13 protein-coding genes are annotated in these 17,625 nt (G+C 69.1%); 9 read left to right on the top strand and 4 right to left on the bottom strand.

What is annotated here, in order from left to right:
- Positions 1 to 14 precede the first annotated feature (14 nt).
- On the top strand, positions 15 to 1,439 hold the full coding sequence (lpdA, locus tag ACSQ25_RS11980; RefSeq protein WP_436105909.1) for a dihydrolipoyl dehydrogenase: 1,425 nt from the start codon (positions 15 to 17) through the stop codon (positions 1,437 to 1,439).
- Positions 1,440 to 1,689: 250 nt separating this feature from the next.
- Complete coding sequence (locus tag ACSQ25_RS11975) at positions 1,690 to 2,184, top strand: outer membrane beta-barrel protein (RefSeq protein WP_436105908.1); 495 nt, start codon at positions 1,690 to 1,692, stop codon at positions 2,182 to 2,184.
- A 42-nt stretch (positions 2,185 to 2,226) separates the two neighbouring features.
- Here ACSQ25_RS11975 and ACSQ25_RS11970 read toward each other — a convergent pair whose 3' ends face one another.
- The gene (locus tag ACSQ25_RS11970) at positions 2,227 to 2,856 is read right to left on the bottom strand and encodes a TetR/AcrR family transcriptional regulator (protein WP_436105907.1); all 630 of its coding nucleotides are present in this window, start codon (positions 2,854 to 2,856) and stop codon (positions 2,227 to 2,229) included.
- Positions 2,857 to 2,935: 79 nt separating this feature from the next.
- Between ACSQ25_RS11970 and ACSQ25_RS11965 the strand changes: the two genes are divergently transcribed.
- From ACSQ25_RS11965 to ACSQ25_RS11955, 3 genes are read left to right on the top strand one after another with little or no spacing between them, the layout of a single operon-like run.
- Positions 2,936 to 4,426, top strand: a complete 1,491-nt coding sequence (locus ACSQ25_RS11965; protein WP_436105906.1) for a flavin-containing monooxygenase — start codon at positions 2,936 to 2,938, stop codon at positions 4,424 to 4,426.
- On the top strand, positions 4,423 to 5,232 hold the full coding sequence (locus ACSQ25_RS11960) for an SDR family NAD(P)-dependent oxidoreductase (protein ID WP_436105905.1): 810 nt from the start codon (positions 4,423 to 4,425) through the stop codon (positions 5,230 to 5,232). The genes ACSQ25_RS11965 and ACSQ25_RS11960 overlap by 4 nt, the downstream gene beginning before the upstream one ends.
- The gene (locus ACSQ25_RS11955) at positions 5,229 to 6,176 is read left to right on the top strand and encodes an alpha/beta fold hydrolase (protein WP_436105904.1); all 948 of its coding nucleotides are present in this window, start codon (positions 5,229 to 5,231) and stop codon (positions 6,174 to 6,176) included. The genes ACSQ25_RS11960 and ACSQ25_RS11955 overlap by 4 nt, the downstream gene beginning before the upstream one ends.
- A gap of 11 nt (positions 6,177 to 6,187) precedes the next feature.
- Here the strand turns inward: ACSQ25_RS11955 and ACSQ25_RS11950 are convergent, their stop codons facing one another.
- Together ACSQ25_RS11950 and ACSQ25_RS11945 are read right to left on the bottom strand one after the other, a co-directional pair.
- Entirely contained in the window at positions 6,188 to 6,574 is a 387-nt protein-coding gene (locus tag ACSQ25_RS11950) for a hypothetical protein (RefSeq protein ID WP_436105903.1), read from the bottom strand.
- Between the two features lie 114 nt (positions 6,575 to 6,688).
- Positions 6,689 to 9,898: a PAS domain-containing protein gene (locus ACSQ25_RS11945; protein WP_436105902.1), complete on the bottom strand. Its 3,210-nt coding sequence runs from the start codon at positions 9,896 to 9,898 to the stop codon at positions 6,689 to 6,691.
- A 147-nt stretch (positions 9,899 to 10,045) separates the two neighbouring features.
- On the opposite strand from ACSQ25_RS11945, the gene ACSQ25_RS11940 reads away from it, so the two are divergent.
- The 3 genes from ACSQ25_RS11940 (at position 10,046) to ACSQ25_RS11930 (ending at position 15,349) form a co-directional block, all read left to right on the top strand.
- Positions 10,046 to 10,606 carry an NAD(P)H-dependent oxidoreductase gene (locus ACSQ25_RS11940; protein ID WP_436105901.1) on the top strand — a complete coding sequence of 187 codons (561 nt, stop codon included), beginning with the start codon at positions 10,046 to 10,048 and terminating at the stop codon, positions 10,604 to 10,606.
- Positions 10,596 to 12,401: a glutathione-regulated potassium-efflux system protein KefC gene (gene kefC, locus ACSQ25_RS11935; protein ID WP_436105900.1), complete on the top strand. Its 1,806-nt coding sequence runs from the start codon at positions 10,596 to 10,598 to the stop codon at positions 12,399 to 12,401. Before ACSQ25_RS11940 ends, kefC begins: the two co-directional genes overlap by 11 nt.
- A 149-nt stretch (positions 12,402 to 12,550) precedes the next feature.
- Complete coding sequence (locus ACSQ25_RS11930) at positions 12,551 to 15,349, top strand: sensor domain-containing protein (protein ID WP_436105899.1); 2,799 nt, start codon at positions 12,551 to 12,553, stop codon at positions 15,347 to 15,349.
- On the opposite strand, the gene ACSQ25_RS11925 is transcribed toward ACSQ25_RS11930, so the two are convergent.
- On the bottom strand, positions 15,346 to 16,428 hold the full coding sequence (locus ACSQ25_RS11925) for an SMP-30/gluconolactonase/LRE family protein (protein WP_436105898.1): 1,083 nt from the start codon (positions 16,426 to 16,428) through the stop codon (positions 15,346 to 15,348). The genes ACSQ25_RS11930 and ACSQ25_RS11925 overlap by 4 nt on opposite strands.
- A 183-nt stretch (positions 16,429 to 16,611) precedes the next feature.
- Between ACSQ25_RS11925 and ACSQ25_RS11920 the strand changes: the two genes are divergently transcribed.
- Complete coding sequence (locus ACSQ25_RS11920; protein ID WP_436105897.1) at positions 16,612 to 17,562, top strand: 2-hydroxyacid dehydrogenase; 951 nt, start codon at positions 16,612 to 16,614, stop codon at positions 17,560 to 17,562.
- Positions 17,563 to 17,625 lie beyond the last annotated feature (63 nt).

Here is a 17,625-nt window from a genome sequence, read left to right as displayed (position 1 = left end):
AAAAGGTGAACTACGTGGAGACTTTACACACTACTTTACTCATCATCGGCGGCGGTCCCGGCGGCTACGTGGCCGGCATCCGTGCCGGCCAGCTGGGCGTCCCGACCATCCTGGTCGAAGGCGCCTCGCCCGGCGGCACCTGCCTGAACATCGGCTGCATCCCCTCGAAGGCCCTGATCCACGCGGCCGACGCGTTCTGCAAGGCGCGCAGCTATGCGGCCGAGACCTCGCCGCTGGGCATCAGCTTCGGCACGGCGGCGGCCGCGGTCGAGCCGCGCATCGACCTGGAGCGCACGGTGGCCTGGAAGGACGGCATCGTCAAGAAGCTCACCGGCGGCGTCGGCGCCCTGCTCAAGAAGAACGGCGTCAAGCTGGTCGAGGGCTGGGCCACTATCCTGGACGGCAAGACCGTCGAGGTGCGGCCGGAAGGATCAAGCGAAGCGACCGTGCGCATCCGCTGCGAGCACATGCTGCTGGCCGGCGGCTCGCTGCCGGTCGAATTGCCCTTCATGCCTTTCGGCGGTCCGGTCATTTCCTCGACCGAAGCGCTGTCGCCGGGCGACATCCCGCAGCGCCTGGTGGTGGTCGGCGCCGGCTACATCGGTCTCGAGCTGGGCACCGCCTACCGCAAACTGGGCAGCCAGGTCACGGTGGTGGAAGCGGCCGACCGGATCCTGCCGGCCTATGACGCGGACCTGGTGAAACCGGTGGCCGCGGCCCTGGGCCGCCTCGGTGTCGAACTGCGCCTGGCCACCTCGGTGCTCGGCATGGACGAGGATGGCCGGCGCGTGCGCGTGCGCGACGCCTCCGGCGTGGAAGCCCTGCTGGAAGCGGACCGGGTGCTGGTGGCCGTCGGCCGCAAGCCGCGCACGGTCGGCTGGGGCCTGGAAAACCTGATGCTGGAGATGGATGGCCGCGCCATCAAGGTCGACGACCAGTGCCGCACGTCGATGCGCAATGTCTGGGCGATCGGCGACCTGGCCGGCGAACCGATGCTGGCGCACCGCGCCATGGCCCAGGGCGAGATGGTGGCCGAGATCGTGTCGGGCAAGCGCCGCCATTTCGCGCCTGCCGCGATTCCGGCAGTCTGCTTCACCGACCCCGAGATCGTGGTGGTCGGGATGTCGCCGCTGGATGCCGACAAGGCCGGCATCGAGATCGTCACGGCCAACTTCCCGTTCAGCGCCAACGGCCGCGCCATGACCATCGAAAGCACGGACGGCTTCGTGCGCGTGGTGGCGCGCAAGAGCGACCACCGCATCATCGGCTGGCAGGCCGTGGGCGGCGCCGTGTCGGAACTGGCGGCCGGCTTCACCCAATCGATCGAGCTGGGCGCCCAGCTCGAGGACATCGCCGGCACCATCCACGCCCACCCGACCCTGGGTGAAGCGGTGCAGGAAGCCGCCCTGCGCGCGCTGGGACACGCGCTGCACATCTAGCAAGGCGCTGCTGCTGCCGAAACCGCCCTCAAGGGCGGTTTTTTTATGTTCGCACGTGGGCAGGCGCCGTCAATTCTTTGCACAATTCGACTCACAGGCAAACGGCATGTGCATATCCCGTTACATTTGCAAACATTATTTGCACTTTTGTGCGATCTGAAAGATTGCGATAAGCGTATCCCAGCTGCAATAATCGCCTCGCGCTCGGGAATGAGCCCCAGCGCATCACAAGCTCAAAGAGGCACACAATATGTTCAAGAAAATCGCAGCCGCTACCGCCCTGATCATCGCTTCGTCGGCAGCCTTTGCCGCACAACCGAATACCTTCTACGCCGGCGCGGACGTCGGCCGCACCAAGGTCGATGACATCTCCGGCCGTGAGACCAGCGTCGGCGCTTTCGTCGGCTACAACTTCCATCAGAACTTCGCCGTGGAAGGCGGTTACCGCCGCCTGGCCGACTACGACATGGGCCCGGGCAGCGTGAAGGTCGACCAGGCCCACCTGTCGCTGGTCGGCAGCCTCCCGGTCAACGAACGTGTGAGCGTTTACGGCCGCCTCGGCGTGAACAGCCTGGAAGGCAAGATCAAGGCCGCCGGCTTCGAAGAAAAGGATTCGACCACCAAGGCGCTGTACGGCGTCGGCGTGAACTACGCCTTCACTCCTGCCGTCTCGGCGCGCGTCGAAGTGCAGAAGCCTTCCAGCGATTCGACCAACGTCAGCGCCGGCGTCGCCTTCCAGTTCTAAGCGGCTCCCCGCCCATCGCAGCCCGGCCCCGGCCGGGCTTTTTTACGTCCGGCGCCGTGCCGGCGCCGACAGCACGGCGCCAAGCCGCAGCGCCGTGTCGACCACGGCGTCGATGTCCGGCGCATAGCCCTTGTCGATCCAGCGCAGCGCGATGTGGATCACGCCCCCGACCACGCCCGCCTGCAGCAGCTCATCGTCCGGTGCACCCGGCGCGGCGACGATGCGCGCCACTTCGCGTCCGATGGCACGCAGCGCGGCGTCGAAGGCCTGGTCCACCGCCCGGCTGACGCCGCGGATCTCCACCAGGAAGACCCGCGCCGACTGCGGCTCGCGCTGCAGGGCGGAAAAGTAGGCATGCAGCATCGCGCGCGAGCGTGCGATCCGGCCGCGGCCCGCTTCGTGCGCGGCGCGCGTGATCTCGCCCAGCACAGAATAAGTCACGGCATTGAAGGAATCGATCAGCAGCGCTTCGCTGTTGGGGAAGGATTCGTAGAAGTAGCGCTCGGTCAGGCCGGCGGCCTCGCAGACCGCCTTGACGGTGGCCTGGTGGTAGCCGCGCTCGCCATACACGGCGATGGCCGCGGCGACCAGGCGCGACCTGCGGTCGGCGCGCCGCTCCTCCTGGGACAAGCCACGGTAGGAACGGCTGGTAGTGGTGAGCTCTGCTTTCATGTTGACATTCTACACAGAAACTTGTCACCCCGATTCTGACAATGTACAGTGTCAGTATAAGCAGAATAAACGAGACACCATGCATTCACCCGCACCCACGCCCGCGCCGCCCGATCCTCCGCTGGATGTGCTGATCGTCGGCGCCGGCCTGTCCGGCATCGGCGCGGCCAGCGCCCTGCAGCAGGGCTGTCCCGGCAAGCGCTACGCGATCCTCGAAGCGCGCGACGCCATCGGCGGCACCTGGGATCTGTTCCGCTATCCCGGCATCCGCTCCGACTCCGACATGTACACGCTCGGCTACGCCTTCCGTCCCTGGCTGGATGCCAAGGCGATCGCCGACGGCCCCGCCATCCTCGACTACGTGCGCGGCACCGCGCGCGAGCACGGCATCGATCCGCACATCCGCTATGGCCACAAGGTGGTGGGCGCGAGCTGGTGCAGCCGGCAGGCGCTGTGGACCGTGCAGGCGCAACTGGCCGGCGGCGAGTCGCGCACGCTGCAGGCCCGCTTCCTCTACCTGTGCAGCGGCTACTACAGCTACGACCAGGCCTACCGGCCGCGCTTCGAGGGCGAGAACGAATTCCAGGGCCGCATCGTGCAGCCGCAATTCTGGCCCGCGGACCTGGATTACAGCGGCAAACGGGTGGTGGTGGTCGGCAGCGGCGCCACCGCCGTCACCGTGGTGCCGGCGATGAGCGAGCGCGCCGCCCATGTCACCATGCTGCAGCGCAGCCCGAGCTACGTCGTCGCCCGCCCCGCACATTACCGCTTCGCCCAGCGCATGCAGCGCCTGTTCCCGCAACGGCTGGCCTATGCGCTGACGCGCTGGCGCGTGATCGGCGAAAGCATGTTCCTGTACTGGCTCGCGCGCAGCAAGCCGGCGCTGGTCAAGCGCAAGATCGTCGAGATGGCCGGTCAGCAGCTCGGCTCGCGCGAGGCCGCGGCGGCCCACTTCACGCCTGACTACAAGCCCTGGGACCAGCGCGTCTGCGTGGTGCCGGACGGCGACCTGTTCAAGGCGATCCGCGCCGGGCGCGCCTCGGTGGTGACCGACCACATCGCGCGCTTCACGCCGGGCGGCATCCAGCTGCAATCCGGGCGCGAGCTGGCGGCCGACCTGGTGGTCATGGCCACCGGCCTCACCCTGCAACTGTTCGGCGGCGCCGCCCTGGTGGTGGACGGGAGAGTCATCGATCCGAGCCGCGCCATGTCCTACAAGGGCATGATGCTGAGCGGCGTGCCGAATTGCGCGCTGGCCTTCGGCTACACCAACGCCTCCTGGACCCTGAAGGCCGACCTCACCGCCGGCTGGGTGTGCCGCCTGCTGCGCCACCTGGACGCGCGCGGCCAGGCCATCGCGGTGGCGCGGCGCGACCCGGCGGTGCCGGAAGCGCCCTTCCTCGACTTCAGTTCCGGCTACGTCGAACGGGCCCGCCACATCCTGCCCAAGCAGGGCGCGCACAAACCCTGGCAGGTCTACCAGAACTACCTGCGCGACCTCGTCACGATCCGCTACGGCCGCATCGACGACGGCGTGCTGCGCTTCGGCGCGGCAGGGGAACTGCCATGAAGCTGGCCAACCGTGTTGCCGTGCTCACCGGCGCCGGCGGCGGCATCGGGCGCGCCACCGCGCTGGCGCTGGCACGGCGCGGCTGCCACCTGGCGGTGGCCGACATCGACGGCGCCGCCGCCGCGGACTGCGCCCTGGCAGCACGCCAGCTGGGCGTGCGCGCCTCCAGCCACGCACTCGACGTGGCCGAGCGCGGCGCCGTACGCGCCCTGCCGGCCCAGGTCCTCGATGCCCACGGCCGGGTCGACCTGCTGGTCAACAATGCCGGCGTCGCGCTCGGGGGCAGCTTCGAGCAGATCGCCGAAGACGATTTCGACTGGCTCATGGAGATCAATTTCGGCGCCGTGGTGCGCATGACGCGCGCCTTCCTGCCGCTGCTGCGCAGCAGCGACGATGCCCGCATCGTCAACCTCTCGAGCATCTACGGCATCGTGGCGCCGCCGGGCCAGAGCGCCTACGCGGCCAGCAAGTTCGCGGTGCGCGGCTTCAGCAACGCGCTGCGCCACGAGCTCGAAGGCAGCAGCGTGGCGGTCAGCGTCGTGCATCCCGGCGGCGTGGCGACCGCGATCGCGAAGCATGCGCGGGCCCCGAGGGGCGCCCCGCAGCAGGAGATCGAACGCGGCCGCGCGCTGGCCCAGCGCCTGCTGCGCATGCCGCCCGAACAGGCCGGAGAGCTCATCGTGCGCGGCGTCGAGCGGCGCCAGGCCCGCATCCTGGTCGGCAGCGACGCGAAAATCGTGGCACTGCTCGAACGCCTGAGTCCCGTCCACTACTGGACACTGTTGAAGAAAGCGAGCGGAAGATGAGCCTGTCGATCCTGCTGTATTCGATTGGCGGCCCCGGATTGCTGCTCTTGCTGCTGGCGGCGTTCAGCCATCGCACCGCCCGGCGGATCGAGGCCTTCCTGCCGCCCACGGGCAGCTTCGTCGAGGTCGAGGGCGTGCGCCTGCACGTGCGCGACGAGGGCAGCGGCCCGGCGATCCTGCTGATCCACGGCCTGGGCGGCCAGATGGCGCACTTCAACTACGGCGCGGTGCGGGCACTTTCCACGCGCTACCGCGTGGTGGCGGTTGACCGCCCCGGTTCCGGCCATTCGACCCGCCCCGCCGGGGTGCCCGCCGACCTGTCGACCCAGGCGCGCGCCATCGCCGCCCTGGTCGAGCGGCTCGGGCTCGAGCGGCCGACCGTGGTCGGCCATTCGCTGGGCGGGGCCACCGCCCTCACGCTCGCGCTCGACCATCCGGACCGGGTCGGCGCCCTGGCCCTGGTGGCGCCATTGACGCACGCGCCCGAAGGCGTGCCGCCGGCTTTCCGCGCGCTCACCATCGAGACGGCCTGGCTGCGCCGCCTCTTTGCGGCGACGCTGGCAGTCCCGCTCGGCATCGTGGCGAGCAAGGGGGTTCTGCAAGAGGTGTTCGGTCCGGAAGCGGTGCCGCGCGATTTCCCGACCCGCGGCGGCGGCCTGCTCAGCCTGCGCCCGGGCCAGTTCCTCGCCAGCTCGGCCGACCTGCAGGCCCTGGCGGGCCACTTGCCTGGGCTGGAACAGCGCTATGCCCAGTTGAATGCGCTGCGTTTGCCGGTCCACGTGCTGTTCGGGCGCGACGACCGGCTCCTCGACTGGCGCGCCAACGGCCAGGCGCTGGTGGACAAGGTCCCCGGCGTCCGCCTCGAACTGGTCGAGGGCGGCCACATGCTGCCGGTGACCCAGCCGGATGTCACCGCAGGTTTCATTGCCAGTGTCGCCGGCTGAGATCGACCGGCTCAGCGTTCGCGCGGTGCCGTCCCCTGGTCATACTGATCGGCGTCAGTCTCACCCGTGGGCTTGGCGGCCTGCTGTCCCGACTGCTGACTGCCTTGCTGACCCGACTGCTTGTTGCCCTGGCCCATACCTTCCATCCCGGTCTGGATCTGTCCGCCCTGACTGCTGCCGCCACTGAATGCCTGGTCCGATTCCTGGTCCGTAGTGTTGCCGGCGAGCAGGTCATCGGTGCGGCTGGCCGACTGCTGGCTGCCTTGCCCCTGGCTGCCCATCTTGCCGATGTCGCCGGTGCCGCCCACACCCATGCTGCCGGCGCTGCCGCTGCCGTCGCGGGTGGCCTGGTCGTAGTTGCGCCCCTTGGCGTTCTTGCCTTCGCTCTGCATCGACATGCTGGCCTCCTTGTCATGAATATCCTTGCATGATAGTCCCACACGAGGCGCGCACGAATAGTCCGCGGCCGGACCCCGCTGTAGGACGGAAGCTGAACCACAGAGCAGACAGGCTCAGGATGCCGTCGCCAGCTGCCCCAGCGCCCGCACCAGGCTCTGCAGGTCGTAGGGCTTGCGCAGCACCACCGCATCCGGCCAGTTCGCCACTTCTCCGTTGCCGGTGGCAAATACGATGCGCACGCCGGGCGCGTTGCTGCGTGCCTGTGCCGCCAGCGCGTCGCCCCACATGCCCGGCAGCTGGACGTCGGTGATCAGGACATCGGTGGCGGCCGTGATCATCGGCAGGGCCGTCTCGGCATCAGGGGCCGATTGCACGCTGTGGCCCAGGTGCGCGAGCAGGGCCGCAGTGTTCGCGCGGATATCCTCCTCGTCCTCGACCAGGACGATCGCGAGCCCGGAAGTTGCCGGCGCTTCAGCCGGCGCGTCGGCCAGCCGCTTCTGGGCGGCCAGCACTTGCCGGATGCGCCGCGCCAGGCGTTCGCGGGTGTAGGGCTTGCCCAGCAGTTCGACGCCGGGGTCGAGCCGGCCGCCATGCACGATGGCGTTCTCGGTATAGCCCGAGGTGAACAGCACCGCCAGCTGCGGCAGGCGCTCGCGCGCCATGCGCGCCAGCTCCGGGCTGCGCAGCCGGCCCGGCATGACGACGTCGGTGAACAGCAGGTCGACCTGGACCCCGCTCTCGATCACGGCCAGGGCGCTGGCGGCGTCGGGCGCCTTCAGTACCCGGTAGCCGAGACCGGACAGCATCTCGACCACGGTGGCGCGCACCGCTTCATCGTCTTCCGCCACCAGGATGGTCTCGCTGCCGCCGACGGCCTGATGCTGCTCGACCGGGCCGATCGGTTCTTCGGGCGCCGTCGAGCGCGGCAGGTAGAGCTTGACGGTGGTGCCCTGCCCCACCTCGCTGTAGATCTTCACGTGGCCGCCGGACTGCTTCACGAAGCCGTACACCATCGACAGGCCGAGGCCGGTGCCCTTGCCTTCCTCCTTGGTCGAGTAGAAGGGCTCGAAGGCGCGCATGGCGACCTCCGGCGGCATGCCGCAGCCGGTGTCGCTCACGGCCAGCATCACGTACTGGCCCGGCATCACGTCGCCCTGGGCGCGGCAGTACAGGTCGTCGAGCACCGCATTGGTGGCTTCGATCGTCATGCGGCCGCTCCCGTCCATGGCGTCCCGGGCATTGATGGCCAGGTTCAGCAGCGCGTTCTCGACCTGGGCCACGTCCACCGCGGTGTTCCACAGCCCGCCCGAGATCACCATCTCGATCTCGATCTCCTCGCCCAGCGAACGGCGCAGCAGGTCTTCCATGTTGGTCACCAGCCGGCTGATCTTGATCACCTTCGGCTCGAGCGGCTGGCGGCGGCCGAAGGCCAGCAGGTAGCTGGCCAGCTTGGCGCCCTTGTCCACGGCAAGGCGGGCGTTCTCGATCCAGCGCGCGCAGTCGGGGTTGGGAGCGCCGCGCCCCAGCCCGGACATCTGCAGCAGCTGCAGGTTGCCCGAGATGATCTGCAGCAGGTTGTTGAAATCGTGGGCCACGCCGCCGGTCAGCTTGCCGATGGTTTCCATTTTCTGCGACTGCTGCAGGGCCAGTTCGGTGCGGCGGATGGTCTCGAGCTGCTCGCGGTCGGCCGTGATGTCGCGCCCGATCGCGTGCACGAAGCGCGCGTCCGGCGCCGCGGTCCAGGACAGCAGGCACCAGCCGCCGTCCTTGCGCCGGTAGCGGTTCTCGAACTTGTTCACGTAACCGCCCTGGCCCAGCGCCGCCATCTGGGCGATGGTGGCGGCACGGTCCTCGGGATGGACCAGCTCCATGAAATTCTTGCCCAGGATGTCGGTCTCCTGCCAGCCCAGCAGCGCGCCGAAGGCGGGGCTGACCGCTTCCACCCGGCCGTCGAAGGCGCATACCAGCAGGATGTCCTTCGACAGCCGCCACATGCGGTCACGCTCGGCCGTACGCAGCGCCACCTGGCCCTGCAGGTCGTCGTTCAGCGCGGCGTAGCGCTGCGCCGTCGTCTTCTGCTCTTCGATGTCGGTGTTGGTGCCGACCCAGCCGCTCACTTGTCCGTCCTCCCCGCGCAGGGGCAAGGCACGGTTCAGGTGCCAGCGGTAGCTGCCGTCGGCACGGCGCAGCCTGACCTCGGCCTCGAACACGGTGCCGGTGGCCACTGCCTCGGTCCAGCGGCCGCGCACCGCGTGCAGGTCGCCGGGATGGACGATGCGTCCCCAGCCTTCGCCCTGCAGATCCTCGTAGCGGCAGCCGCTGTAGGCGAAGATCCGGTCGTTGAACCAGTCGAGCCGGCCGCCGGCGTCCGCCGCCCAGACCTGGGCCGGCATCGCCTGGGCGAAAGTGCGGAAGCGCGCTTCGCTGGCGCGCATGGCGTCCTCGGCGCGCACGCGCTCGCTGACGTCGTTGCCCTGCACGAAGATGCCGATCACGGCGCCCGCTTCGTCGCGCACCGGCTGGAACACGAAGTCGAGATAGTGCTGGTGGCTGAGGCCATCGCCGCCGGTGAGCCAGATCTCGGTGGCGGCCCCGGTATGCGGCCTGCCGCTGGCGTAGACCTGGTCGAGCAGCGCCAGGAAACCCTGCGCGGCGACTTCCGGCAGGACCTCGCGCACCGTGCGGCCGACCACGTCGGCGCGTTCGACCAGCCCGAGGTAGGCCCCGTTCACCAGTTCGTAGCGGTGTTCCGGGCCGGTCAGCATCGCCATGAAGCCCGGCGCCTGGGCGAACATGGCGCGCAGGCGCTCCTGCTCGCCGTCCCGGTAGCGCTGGGCGCGCACCTTGTCGGTGGTCTCGACCACCAGCGCCAGCACGCCGGCAATGCCGCCGTCGGCGGCGACGATGGGCGAGTAATCGAGGTCGAGCCAGACCTGCTCGGGATGGCCGTGGCGGGCCAGCATCAGTTCGGCGTCGCGGTAGGACAGCGTGCCGCCGGCCAGGCAGACCCGCATCACCTTGTCGTTGAAGGCGGCTTCGTCGGGCCAGCTGGCGTGCACCGGCGCGCCGAGCTGCTGCGGATGGCGCTCGGCCGCGATCCTGGCATAGCCCTCGTTGTAGATCATGACCCCGTCAGGGCCCCACATGCTCACCATCGGCACCGGCGAGCGCAGGATCAGCTCGACCGTACTGCGCACGACCGCGGGCCAGGCGGCGATGGGACCGAGACTGGTGGCCCCCCAGTCGAATGCGTCGATGATCTCGCCGAGCGGGCCTCCGCCATCAGCGAAAAGCCGGGGTACTGCCACTGCCGGATGCGCCATGCTGGTCATGTCCGTTTGTAAAACGGCAATTGTAATATCTCGGAACTAACATTGAAACAAGATTGTGTCGTGTCATTACGCATGGAAGACACATGACTTGGTTTACAATCATTCCATTCTTGCAATATACGAACCTTGATGTCTTCCTTGCCTTCTTCTTCCGCGCACCTGCGCGCCCTGGTCGTCTTCGCCGACCCCTCGCTGCAGCGCTCGCGCATCAGCCGCCGCGTGGTGGAGGCCGTCGCCGGCCTGCCCGGGGTCGAGGTGCGCGACCTGTACCAGCTGTATCCCGACTTTTACATCGACGTGCGGCGCGAGCGCGAGCTGTTGAAGGCCGCGCCGCTGGTGGTCTTCGTGTTCCAGCTCGCGTGGTATGCCGTGCCGTCCCTGCTCAAGGAGTGGCTCGACAGCGTGTTCAAACCCGAATGGACGGAAACTCCGGGCCGCCTGCGGGGCAAGTCCGCGTTCGCGGCGGTGGCCTGCGCCGGCAGCAGCCTCGAATACCGGGCCGAGGGCCTGCACGGGCGCCCGCTCGAGGACTACCTGGCGCCGCTCGCGCAGACGGCGAAGGCCTGCGGCATGGACTGGCTGGCGCCGCACGTGTTCTACGGCGCCGATGCCGGCGAGCCTGACGCGGCCGGCCGGCACGCGGAAGAACTGCGCACACGCCTGGCCCGGCACATCGAGGGAGCGGCCGATGGAACATAATCTCCTGCTCAACGCGCTGGTCTACCTGGCCGCCGCCGTCATCGCGGTGCCGGTCGCCAAGCGCCTCGGCCTGGGCGCGGTGCTCGGCTACCTGCTGGCCGGGATCGCCATCGGTCCCTGGGGCCTGGGCCTGATCCGCGAAGTCGAGGACATCCTGCACTTTTCCGAATTCGGCGTGGTGCTGCTGCTGTTCGTGATCGGTCTCGAGCTCGAGCCGCGCCGCCTGTGGGCGCTGCGGCGTTCGATCTTCGGCTGGGGCGCGGCGCAGGTCCTGGGCGTGGCCGCGGCGCTGCTCTTGGGAGCTGTCCTGGCCGGGATCGGCTGGAAGACCGCCCTGATCGCCGCCCTGGGCCTGTCGCTGTCCTCGACCGCGATCGCGCTCACCACCATGCAGGAACGGCACCTGATCCCGACCACGGCCGGCCAGGCCGGCTTCTCGATCCTGCTGTTCCAGGACATCGCCGCGATCCCGATGATCGCCCTGGTGCCGCTGCTGGGCGTGCCCGACTCGCACCCGGACGCCGGCTGGACCGGCGTGCTCAAGGCCGTGGCCGTGATCGGCGGCCTGGTGCTGGCCGGGCGCTTCCTGGTCCGCCCGCTGCTGCGCTTCATCGCGCGCACCGGCATGCGCGAGATCTTCACCGCCTTCGCCCTGCTCCTGATCATCGCGATCTCCCTGTTGATGGCCTCGAGCGGGATGTCGATGGCGCTCGGCGCCTTCATGGCCGGCGTGCTGCTGGCGGATTCCGAATACCGCCACGCGCTCGAGGCCGACCTCGAGCCCTTCAAGGGCCTGCTGCTCGGCCTGTTCTTCATCGCGGTCGGCATGTCGGTCGACTTCGGGGTCTTCCTGGCCCAGCCCTGGCGCATCCTGGCGCTGGCGGGGGCCTTCCTGGCCATCAAGCTGGCGGTGCTGTGGCTGCTGGCGCGCTGGTTCGACATGAAGGGGCGCCAGCGCCTGCTGTTCGCCTTCCTGCTGTCGCAGGGCGGGGAATTCGCCTTTGTGGTGTTCGGCGCCGCCGCCACGGCCCGGGTGTTCGATCCCGACACCGCATCCAGCCTGGTGCTGGTGGTGGCGCTGTCGATGATCGCCACGCCGCTGCTCCTGATCCTGTACGACCGCGTGCTGGAGCCGCGCTGGCGGCGCCGCCCCGCCCGCGCGGCCGACGCGATCGACGCCAACCAGGGCCACGTGATCATCGCCGGCTTCGGGCGTTTCGGCCAGATCGTCGGCCGCCTGCTGCACGCCAACCAGGTGCCGCTGACCATGCTCGACCACGATCCCGACCACATCGACACGCTGCGCGAGTTCGGCTTCAAGGTGTTTTATGGGGACGCGACCCGCATCGACCTGCTGCACGCGGCCGGCGCCCGGCATGCACGCGCGCTGGTGCTGTCGATCGACGGCATCGACGACAGCCTCAAGCTGGCGGCCGCGGTGCGCGCCGAATTTCCCGACCTGCCGATCCTGGCGCGCGCCCGCAACGTGACCCACTACTACCAGCTGATGGACCTGGGCGTGACCGTGATCGAGCGTGAAACCTTCGATGCGGCGCTGATGCTGGGCCGGCGCGCGATGGAGGAACTGGGCTTCGGCGCCTTTTTCGCGCGCCAGGCCGCGATGCGCTTCCGCGAGCACAACCTCCGCAGCGTGCTCGAGGTCTACCCCTACTACAAGGACCGCGAACAGTACGCCTCGATGGCGCGGCGCGCGCGCGAAGAGCTGCACGCGATGTTCGAGCGCGACTTCGTGGCCCTGAAGCGCGAGCGCGACAGTGACGATGCGGATGAATAGACGCTCTGGCAAGTACGCGTAAAATTTGTCCGAACAGGTGTCGTAATTTGGCCGCGTCATGTGTAGTTTCCACATGGAAATGGCTATACTTGGTGCATACGGGCCCAGCAGCCCGCGCGCCCATCACCGGCGGCCCTGCCGCGACACCCGTGACCAGTTTCGATACTTCCATTGCCTCGCCGGACGGGCATACCCTGCTCGCCGAGGAAAACGCGGCCTTCATCGACACCGCGCTCGACCTCCTGATCGTGCACGACGCCGACGGCCGCATCCTGCGCGCCAATGCGGCCGCCCGCACGCTCCTGGGCTATGAACCCGCCGAGCTGGTCGGCCTGCACTTCACCCACCTGGTCCACCCGGACCACCACCAGAAAGCGCTTGCCGTCGCCGCCAGCCTGCGCCTGGAGCATCCGGAGGCCACCGACGTTGCACTGCGCGTACGCCGCAAGGACGGCCGCGTGATCCAGATGTCGAGCGCGGCGCGCTGGTCCGAGGCGCACGGGCGCATGTTCGTGGCCGCGCGCGACGTCACCGGGCATGTGCAGGCGCGCGAGGCGCTGGAACGTTCCGAAGCGGCCCTCAACAGCATGCTCGAGAGCATAGGCGACGCCTTCTTCGCCGTCGACAGCGGCTGGCGCCTGACCTATGCCAACCAGAAGGCGGGCGACTTCGTCGGCGTCGACGCCGCCCGGGTGATGGGCCTGCCGCTGCTGGAGGTCGCGCCCGACCTGCTGCATTCGCCGACGCTGGCCCATTACCAGCGCGCGATGGCGACCCGCGAACCCGACACCTTCGAGACCTTCTGGGAGCCGCGCCAAGTGTGGCTGGAGGTACGCGTCTACCCGGCCGAGGACGGCATTTCGGTGTACTTCCACGAGATCACCGCCAGGCGCGACGCCGAACAGGCACTGCGCAAGAGCGAACAACGCTTCCGCAAGCTGTTCAACCAGGCCGGTGACAGCGTCATGATCGTCGACGCTGCCATGCGCATCGTGTCGGTGAACGACCGCGCCTGCGCCCGCCTCGGCTACAGCCGCGAAGAATTCCTCGGCATGCCGGCCACCGACCTCAACTTCGGCATCGCGGAAGCGCGCGCGATTCTGGAAGGCCTGCGCGCAGGCCGCGCCCAGCTGCTGCGCACCGACAAGCGCTGCAAGGACGGCAGCGTGTTCCCCGCGGAAGTGCAGATCTCGCGCTTCGACGACGAAGGCACGGAATTCTTCCTGGCCGTGATCCGCGACCTGAGCGACCGCGCCGAGGCCGAGCGCCAGCTGCGCGAGAGCGAGCAGCGCTTCCGTGAAGTGATCGAATTGACCCCGGCCGGCTACCTGCTGGCCGGCCGCGACGGCGCCCTGCAGGACGTCAACCCGGCCCTGTGCGCCCTGTCGGGCTACCCGCGCGACATGCTGCTGGCGCTGCGCCTGGCCGAGCTGTTCGTGTCCTTTCCGCTGGCCGCGCTGGACAGCGGGGACGAGGGCCCGGCCGCGGTGCAGGGAGTGGAGGCGGTGCTGCGGCATCGCCACGGCTACCATATCCACGTGCTGTTCAACGGCAGCATCAAGCGCGACCCCGAAGGCCGGGCGCTGTCGCTCACCGGCCTGATGACCGACATCACCGGACGCAAGGCGGCCGAGAGCCGGCTGCAGGAACTGGCCACCCACGACACCCTGACCGGCCTGCCGAACCGCGCCCTGCTGGGCGAGCGCGTCCAGCAGATGCTCGACACCTGCCCTCACGGTACCTCGTTGGCGGTGATGTTCCTCGACCTCGACCGCTTCAAGGAAGTCAACGATTCCTTCGGCCACGAGATGGGCGACGTGCTGCTGTGCGAGGTCGCGGCGCGCCTGCGCAGGGTGATCCGTCCCACCGACATCATCGCCCGCCTCGGCGGCGACGAGTTCGTGGTGGCCGCCCACTGCGCCAGCGGCCAGGCGGCGGCACGCCGCATCGCCGACAAGCTGCTGGAAGTCCTGACCGCCCCGGTGAGCGTGGGCGGCAGCGACGTGATCGTCGGCGCCTCGATCGGCATCAGCATGTACCCGCAGGATGCCCAGACCCGCGAGCTGCTGTTCCAGACCGCCGATACCGCCATGTACCGCGCCAAGAGCGCCGGCCGCAACCGCTACTGCCTGTTCGAACCGGAGATGACGGTCGCCGCCCAGGCGCGCATGGCACTCGAGGTCTCCCTGCGTCCCGCGCTGGCGCGCGGCGAGTTCGAGCTGCACTACCAGCCGCGCTATGCCCTGGAGGGCCTCAACCTGTACGGCGTGGAAGCCCTGATCCGCTGGAACCACCCGGAACGCGGCCGGGTCCCGCCGCAGCAGTTCATCGGGATCGCCGAGGAGACCGGTCTGATCGTGGAGATCGGGCGCTGGGTACTGGAAGAAGCCTGCACCCGTACCCGCCGGCTGATGGACGAATACCGGCGCAAGGTGGTGGTGTCGGTGAACGTGTCGGCGCGCCAGCTGGCGCATGCCAGCTTCGCCGCCGAGGTACGCGCGACCCTGGCGCGCACCGGCCTGCCGGCCGACTGCCTGGAACTCGAGCTGACCGAAAGCGCGCTGATCGAGGACATCGAGCGCACCGCCTCGATGCTGCGCGAACTGAAGGGGCTCGGCATCCAGATCGCGGTGGACGACTTCGGCACCGGCTACTCGGGCCTGGCCTACCTGCGCCGCTTCCCGATCGACGTGCTCAAGCTCGACCGTTCCTTCGTCATGCAGCAGGACGGCAACGTCACCACCTTCGACTTCGTGAAGGCCTTCGTCGACCTGGCCCACGCGCTGGGCATGGCGGTGGTGGCCGAGGGCGTCGAGACCGAAGAGGTCATGGAATTCCTGCAGGCGGCGCGCTGCGACCAGGCGCAGGGCTACTACCTGGCGCGGCCCATGCCGCTGGAGCAGTTGCGCGCCCTGCTGGATTGCGAACCGCGGGCGCCCGCCAGCTAGAACGCATCACGGGGAAGCCGGCCCAGGGCCTTGCCGTCCACATTGTGCAGGTAGAGTCCCGCGTCGGTCTCGGTGGCCCCGGTGATGTTGAGCGAGGCGCCGCCGGGATCCTGCAGGCTGGCCACGACCTTGCCATCCTCGGTGAAGGCCAGCACGTGGCCATAGGGCGCCGGCATGCGCCACAAGGCGCGGGGAATGCGCAGCGCCAGCTCGCGCAGGAAGGGCTTTCCGCTCATCGCATCGAGATCGTTGCGCTGGCCGGCCAGGCCGAGCCAGATCCTGCCGTCGCGTCCGGCCGTCAGGTTGTCGGGGTAGCCGGGCAGCTTGTCGAGCACGACGCTGGCCAGCGGCGATGCCTGCCGTACATCGAGCCGGTCCGCGGCCATGCTGATCTTCCACACGCGGTAGCGCCCGCTCTCGGCGACGTACAGGGAGCTGCCATCGGCACTCGTCACGATCCCGTTCGCGAAGCTGAAGCCATGGGCGACGATCCTGGTCGTGCGCGTGGCCGGATCGTAGGCGAGCACGCGCCCGGTCGCAGAGCCCTCGAACATGTCCAGCATGGCCGCTTCCAGCGTGCTGCCGCCCCACTGCCCCGGCGTGAACCGGGTGGACGAATCGGTGAAGTAGATCCTGCCGTCGGGGGCGACCGTGAGCGCATTGGCGAAGGCGATCGGACTGCCGTCCACCGTAGCGCTCAGCACTGTCACCGCACCGTCCGCGCCGATCGCCAGAAGGCCCTTGATGGCGTCGGCAACGATGAGGTTCCCTTGCGCATCGAATCCCAGGCCGAGCGGGCGGCCGCCGGTGCTTGCGACGCGCTCCTGCGCGCTGCCGTCGGACGCCATCCGCAGGATCGTGCCGTTCGCGAGCGCGGTGTGGATCCTGCCGTCCGGGCCGATGGCGACGTGTTCCGGGCCGCTGCCGTGCTGCAAGCGGATGAGCTGCTGCCGGCGCAGCCGCTCATTGGCCGCATACACCCCCTCATAGGCCGGCGCGGGCGGCGCCTGCCAGGCGACGGCGTCCACCGGGACCGGCCACAGGCACAGGTAAGCCGCAAGGACAAGGATGCTCAGCATGGGAAAGGCGACGGACTTGGGGAACGGGGATCGCATGGATGCACGTGAGCTCGGAGGCAGGCGCCGGAAGGATGGACAAGCCGGCAGTGTAAGTACGAACGCCACCGCTGGCAATGCGCCTTGCATGGCAGCGCCCCGCGCAATCCGTGTACGATGCGGTTTTCCGAACCACATGGAACGACAATGAAACCGGCAATCGCGGTATATGGAAACGTCTGGCCCGCCCCCGAACTGTCCGCGCTCGAGGCGGCGTTCGACTGCCACGTCATGGCGCGCATGAGCTCCGCCGAGCAGGCGGCTTTCTTCGATTCCGCGGCAAAGCGGGTGCGTGCCGTGCTGACCACCGGCATCGTCGGCATCGATGCCGCGCTGGCTGCCCGCTTCCCGGCGCTGGAACTCGTATCGGTGCATGGCGTGGGCCTGGACGCGGTCGCCCTCGGGCCGCTGCGGGCGCGCGGCATCATCGTGACCAATACGCCGGACGTGCTGACCGAGGACGTGGCCGACCTCGCGGTAGCGCTGCTGCTGGCCACGGCGCGCCGCCTGCCCCAGCTGGACCGCTACGTACGCGCCGGCCATTGGGAAGAGAAGCTGCCCTTGCAGCCGGCGCGCAGCCTGCGCGGCAAGGTGGCCGGCATCTACGGCTACGGACGCATCGGCCAGGCAGTGGCCAGCCGGCTGCGCGCCTTCGGCATGGCGATTCGCTACTACCAGCGCAGCGAGGGGCCGGAACCCGGCCTGCGCAGCCCCTCGCTGGCGGCGCTTGCCCGCGAGAGCGACTACCTGGTGGTGTGCACCCCTGGCGGCGCCGAGACCCGGCATGCGGTCGACGCGGCGGTGCTGGACGCCCTCGGCCCGGAAGGCACGCTGGTGAACATCGCGCGCGGCTCGGTGGTGGACGAAGCGGCACTGGTGGAAGCCTTGTCATCCGGGCGATTGGGCGCGGCAGCCCTCGACGTCTTCGAGGACGAGCCCGTCGTGCCGCCGGCCCTGCGGGCGCTGGACAATGTGGTGCTACCGCCGCATGTCGGCAGCTTCACGGTGGAAGCGCGCCAGGCGATGCGCGACCTGGCCATCGACAACCTGGTCGCGCATTTCGCCGGCAAGCCGGTGCTGACGCCGGTCCTGCCCTAGCGTCTGTAGGGTGGTCGGCTCCGCCGACCGCGCGTTCAACTCCGGCACGCATTGCCACAACAC

Source organism: Massilia sp. LjRoot122, assembly GCF_964252725.1.
GTDB lineage: Bacteria > Pseudomonadota > Gammaproteobacteria > Burkholderiales > Burkholderiaceae_D > Telluria.
The sequence above is the reverse complement of the archived record's forward strand: the minus strand, read 5'-3'. Positions and strand labels throughout refer to the sequence as shown.

Coding starts and splice junctions, on each gene's coding strand:
- ACSQ25_RS11975 (WP_436105908.1), top strand. CDS start 1,690: ATGTTCAAGAAAATCGCAGCCGCTACCGCCCTGATCATCGCTTCGTCG.
- ACSQ25_RS11970 (WP_436105907.1), bottom strand. CDS start 2,856: ATGAAAGCAGAGCTCACCACTACCAGCCGTTCCTACCGTGGCTTGTCC.
- ACSQ25_RS11965 (WP_436105906.1), top strand. CDS start 2,936: ATGCATTCACCCGCACCCACGCCCGCGCCGCCCGATCCTCCGCTGGAT.
- ACSQ25_RS11960 (WP_436105905.1), top strand. CDS start 4,423: ATGAAGCTGGCCAACCGTGTTGCCGTGCTCACCGGCGCCGGCGGCGGC.
- ACSQ25_RS11955 (WP_436105904.1), top strand. CDS start 5,229: ATGAGCCTGTCGATCCTGCTGTATTCGATTGGCGGCCCCGGATTGCTG.
- ACSQ25_RS11950 (WP_436105903.1), bottom strand. CDS start 6,574: ATGTCGATGCAGAGCGAAGGCAAGAACGCCAAGGGGCGCAACTACGAC.
- ACSQ25_RS11945 (WP_436105902.1), bottom strand. CDS start 9,898: ATGGCGCATCCGGCAGTGGCAGTACCCCGGCTTTTCGCTGATGGCGGA.
- kefC (WP_436105900.1), top strand. CDS start 10,596: ATGGAACATAATCTCCTGCTCAACGCGCTGGTCTACCTGGCCGCCGCC.
- ACSQ25_RS11925 (WP_436105898.1), bottom strand. CDS start 16,428: ATGCTGAGCATCCTTGTCCTTGCGGCTTACCTGTGCCTGTGGCCGGTC.
- ACSQ25_RS11920 (WP_436105897.1), top strand. CDS start 16,612: ATGAAACCGGCAATCGCGGTATATGGAAACGTCTGGCCCGCCCCCGAA.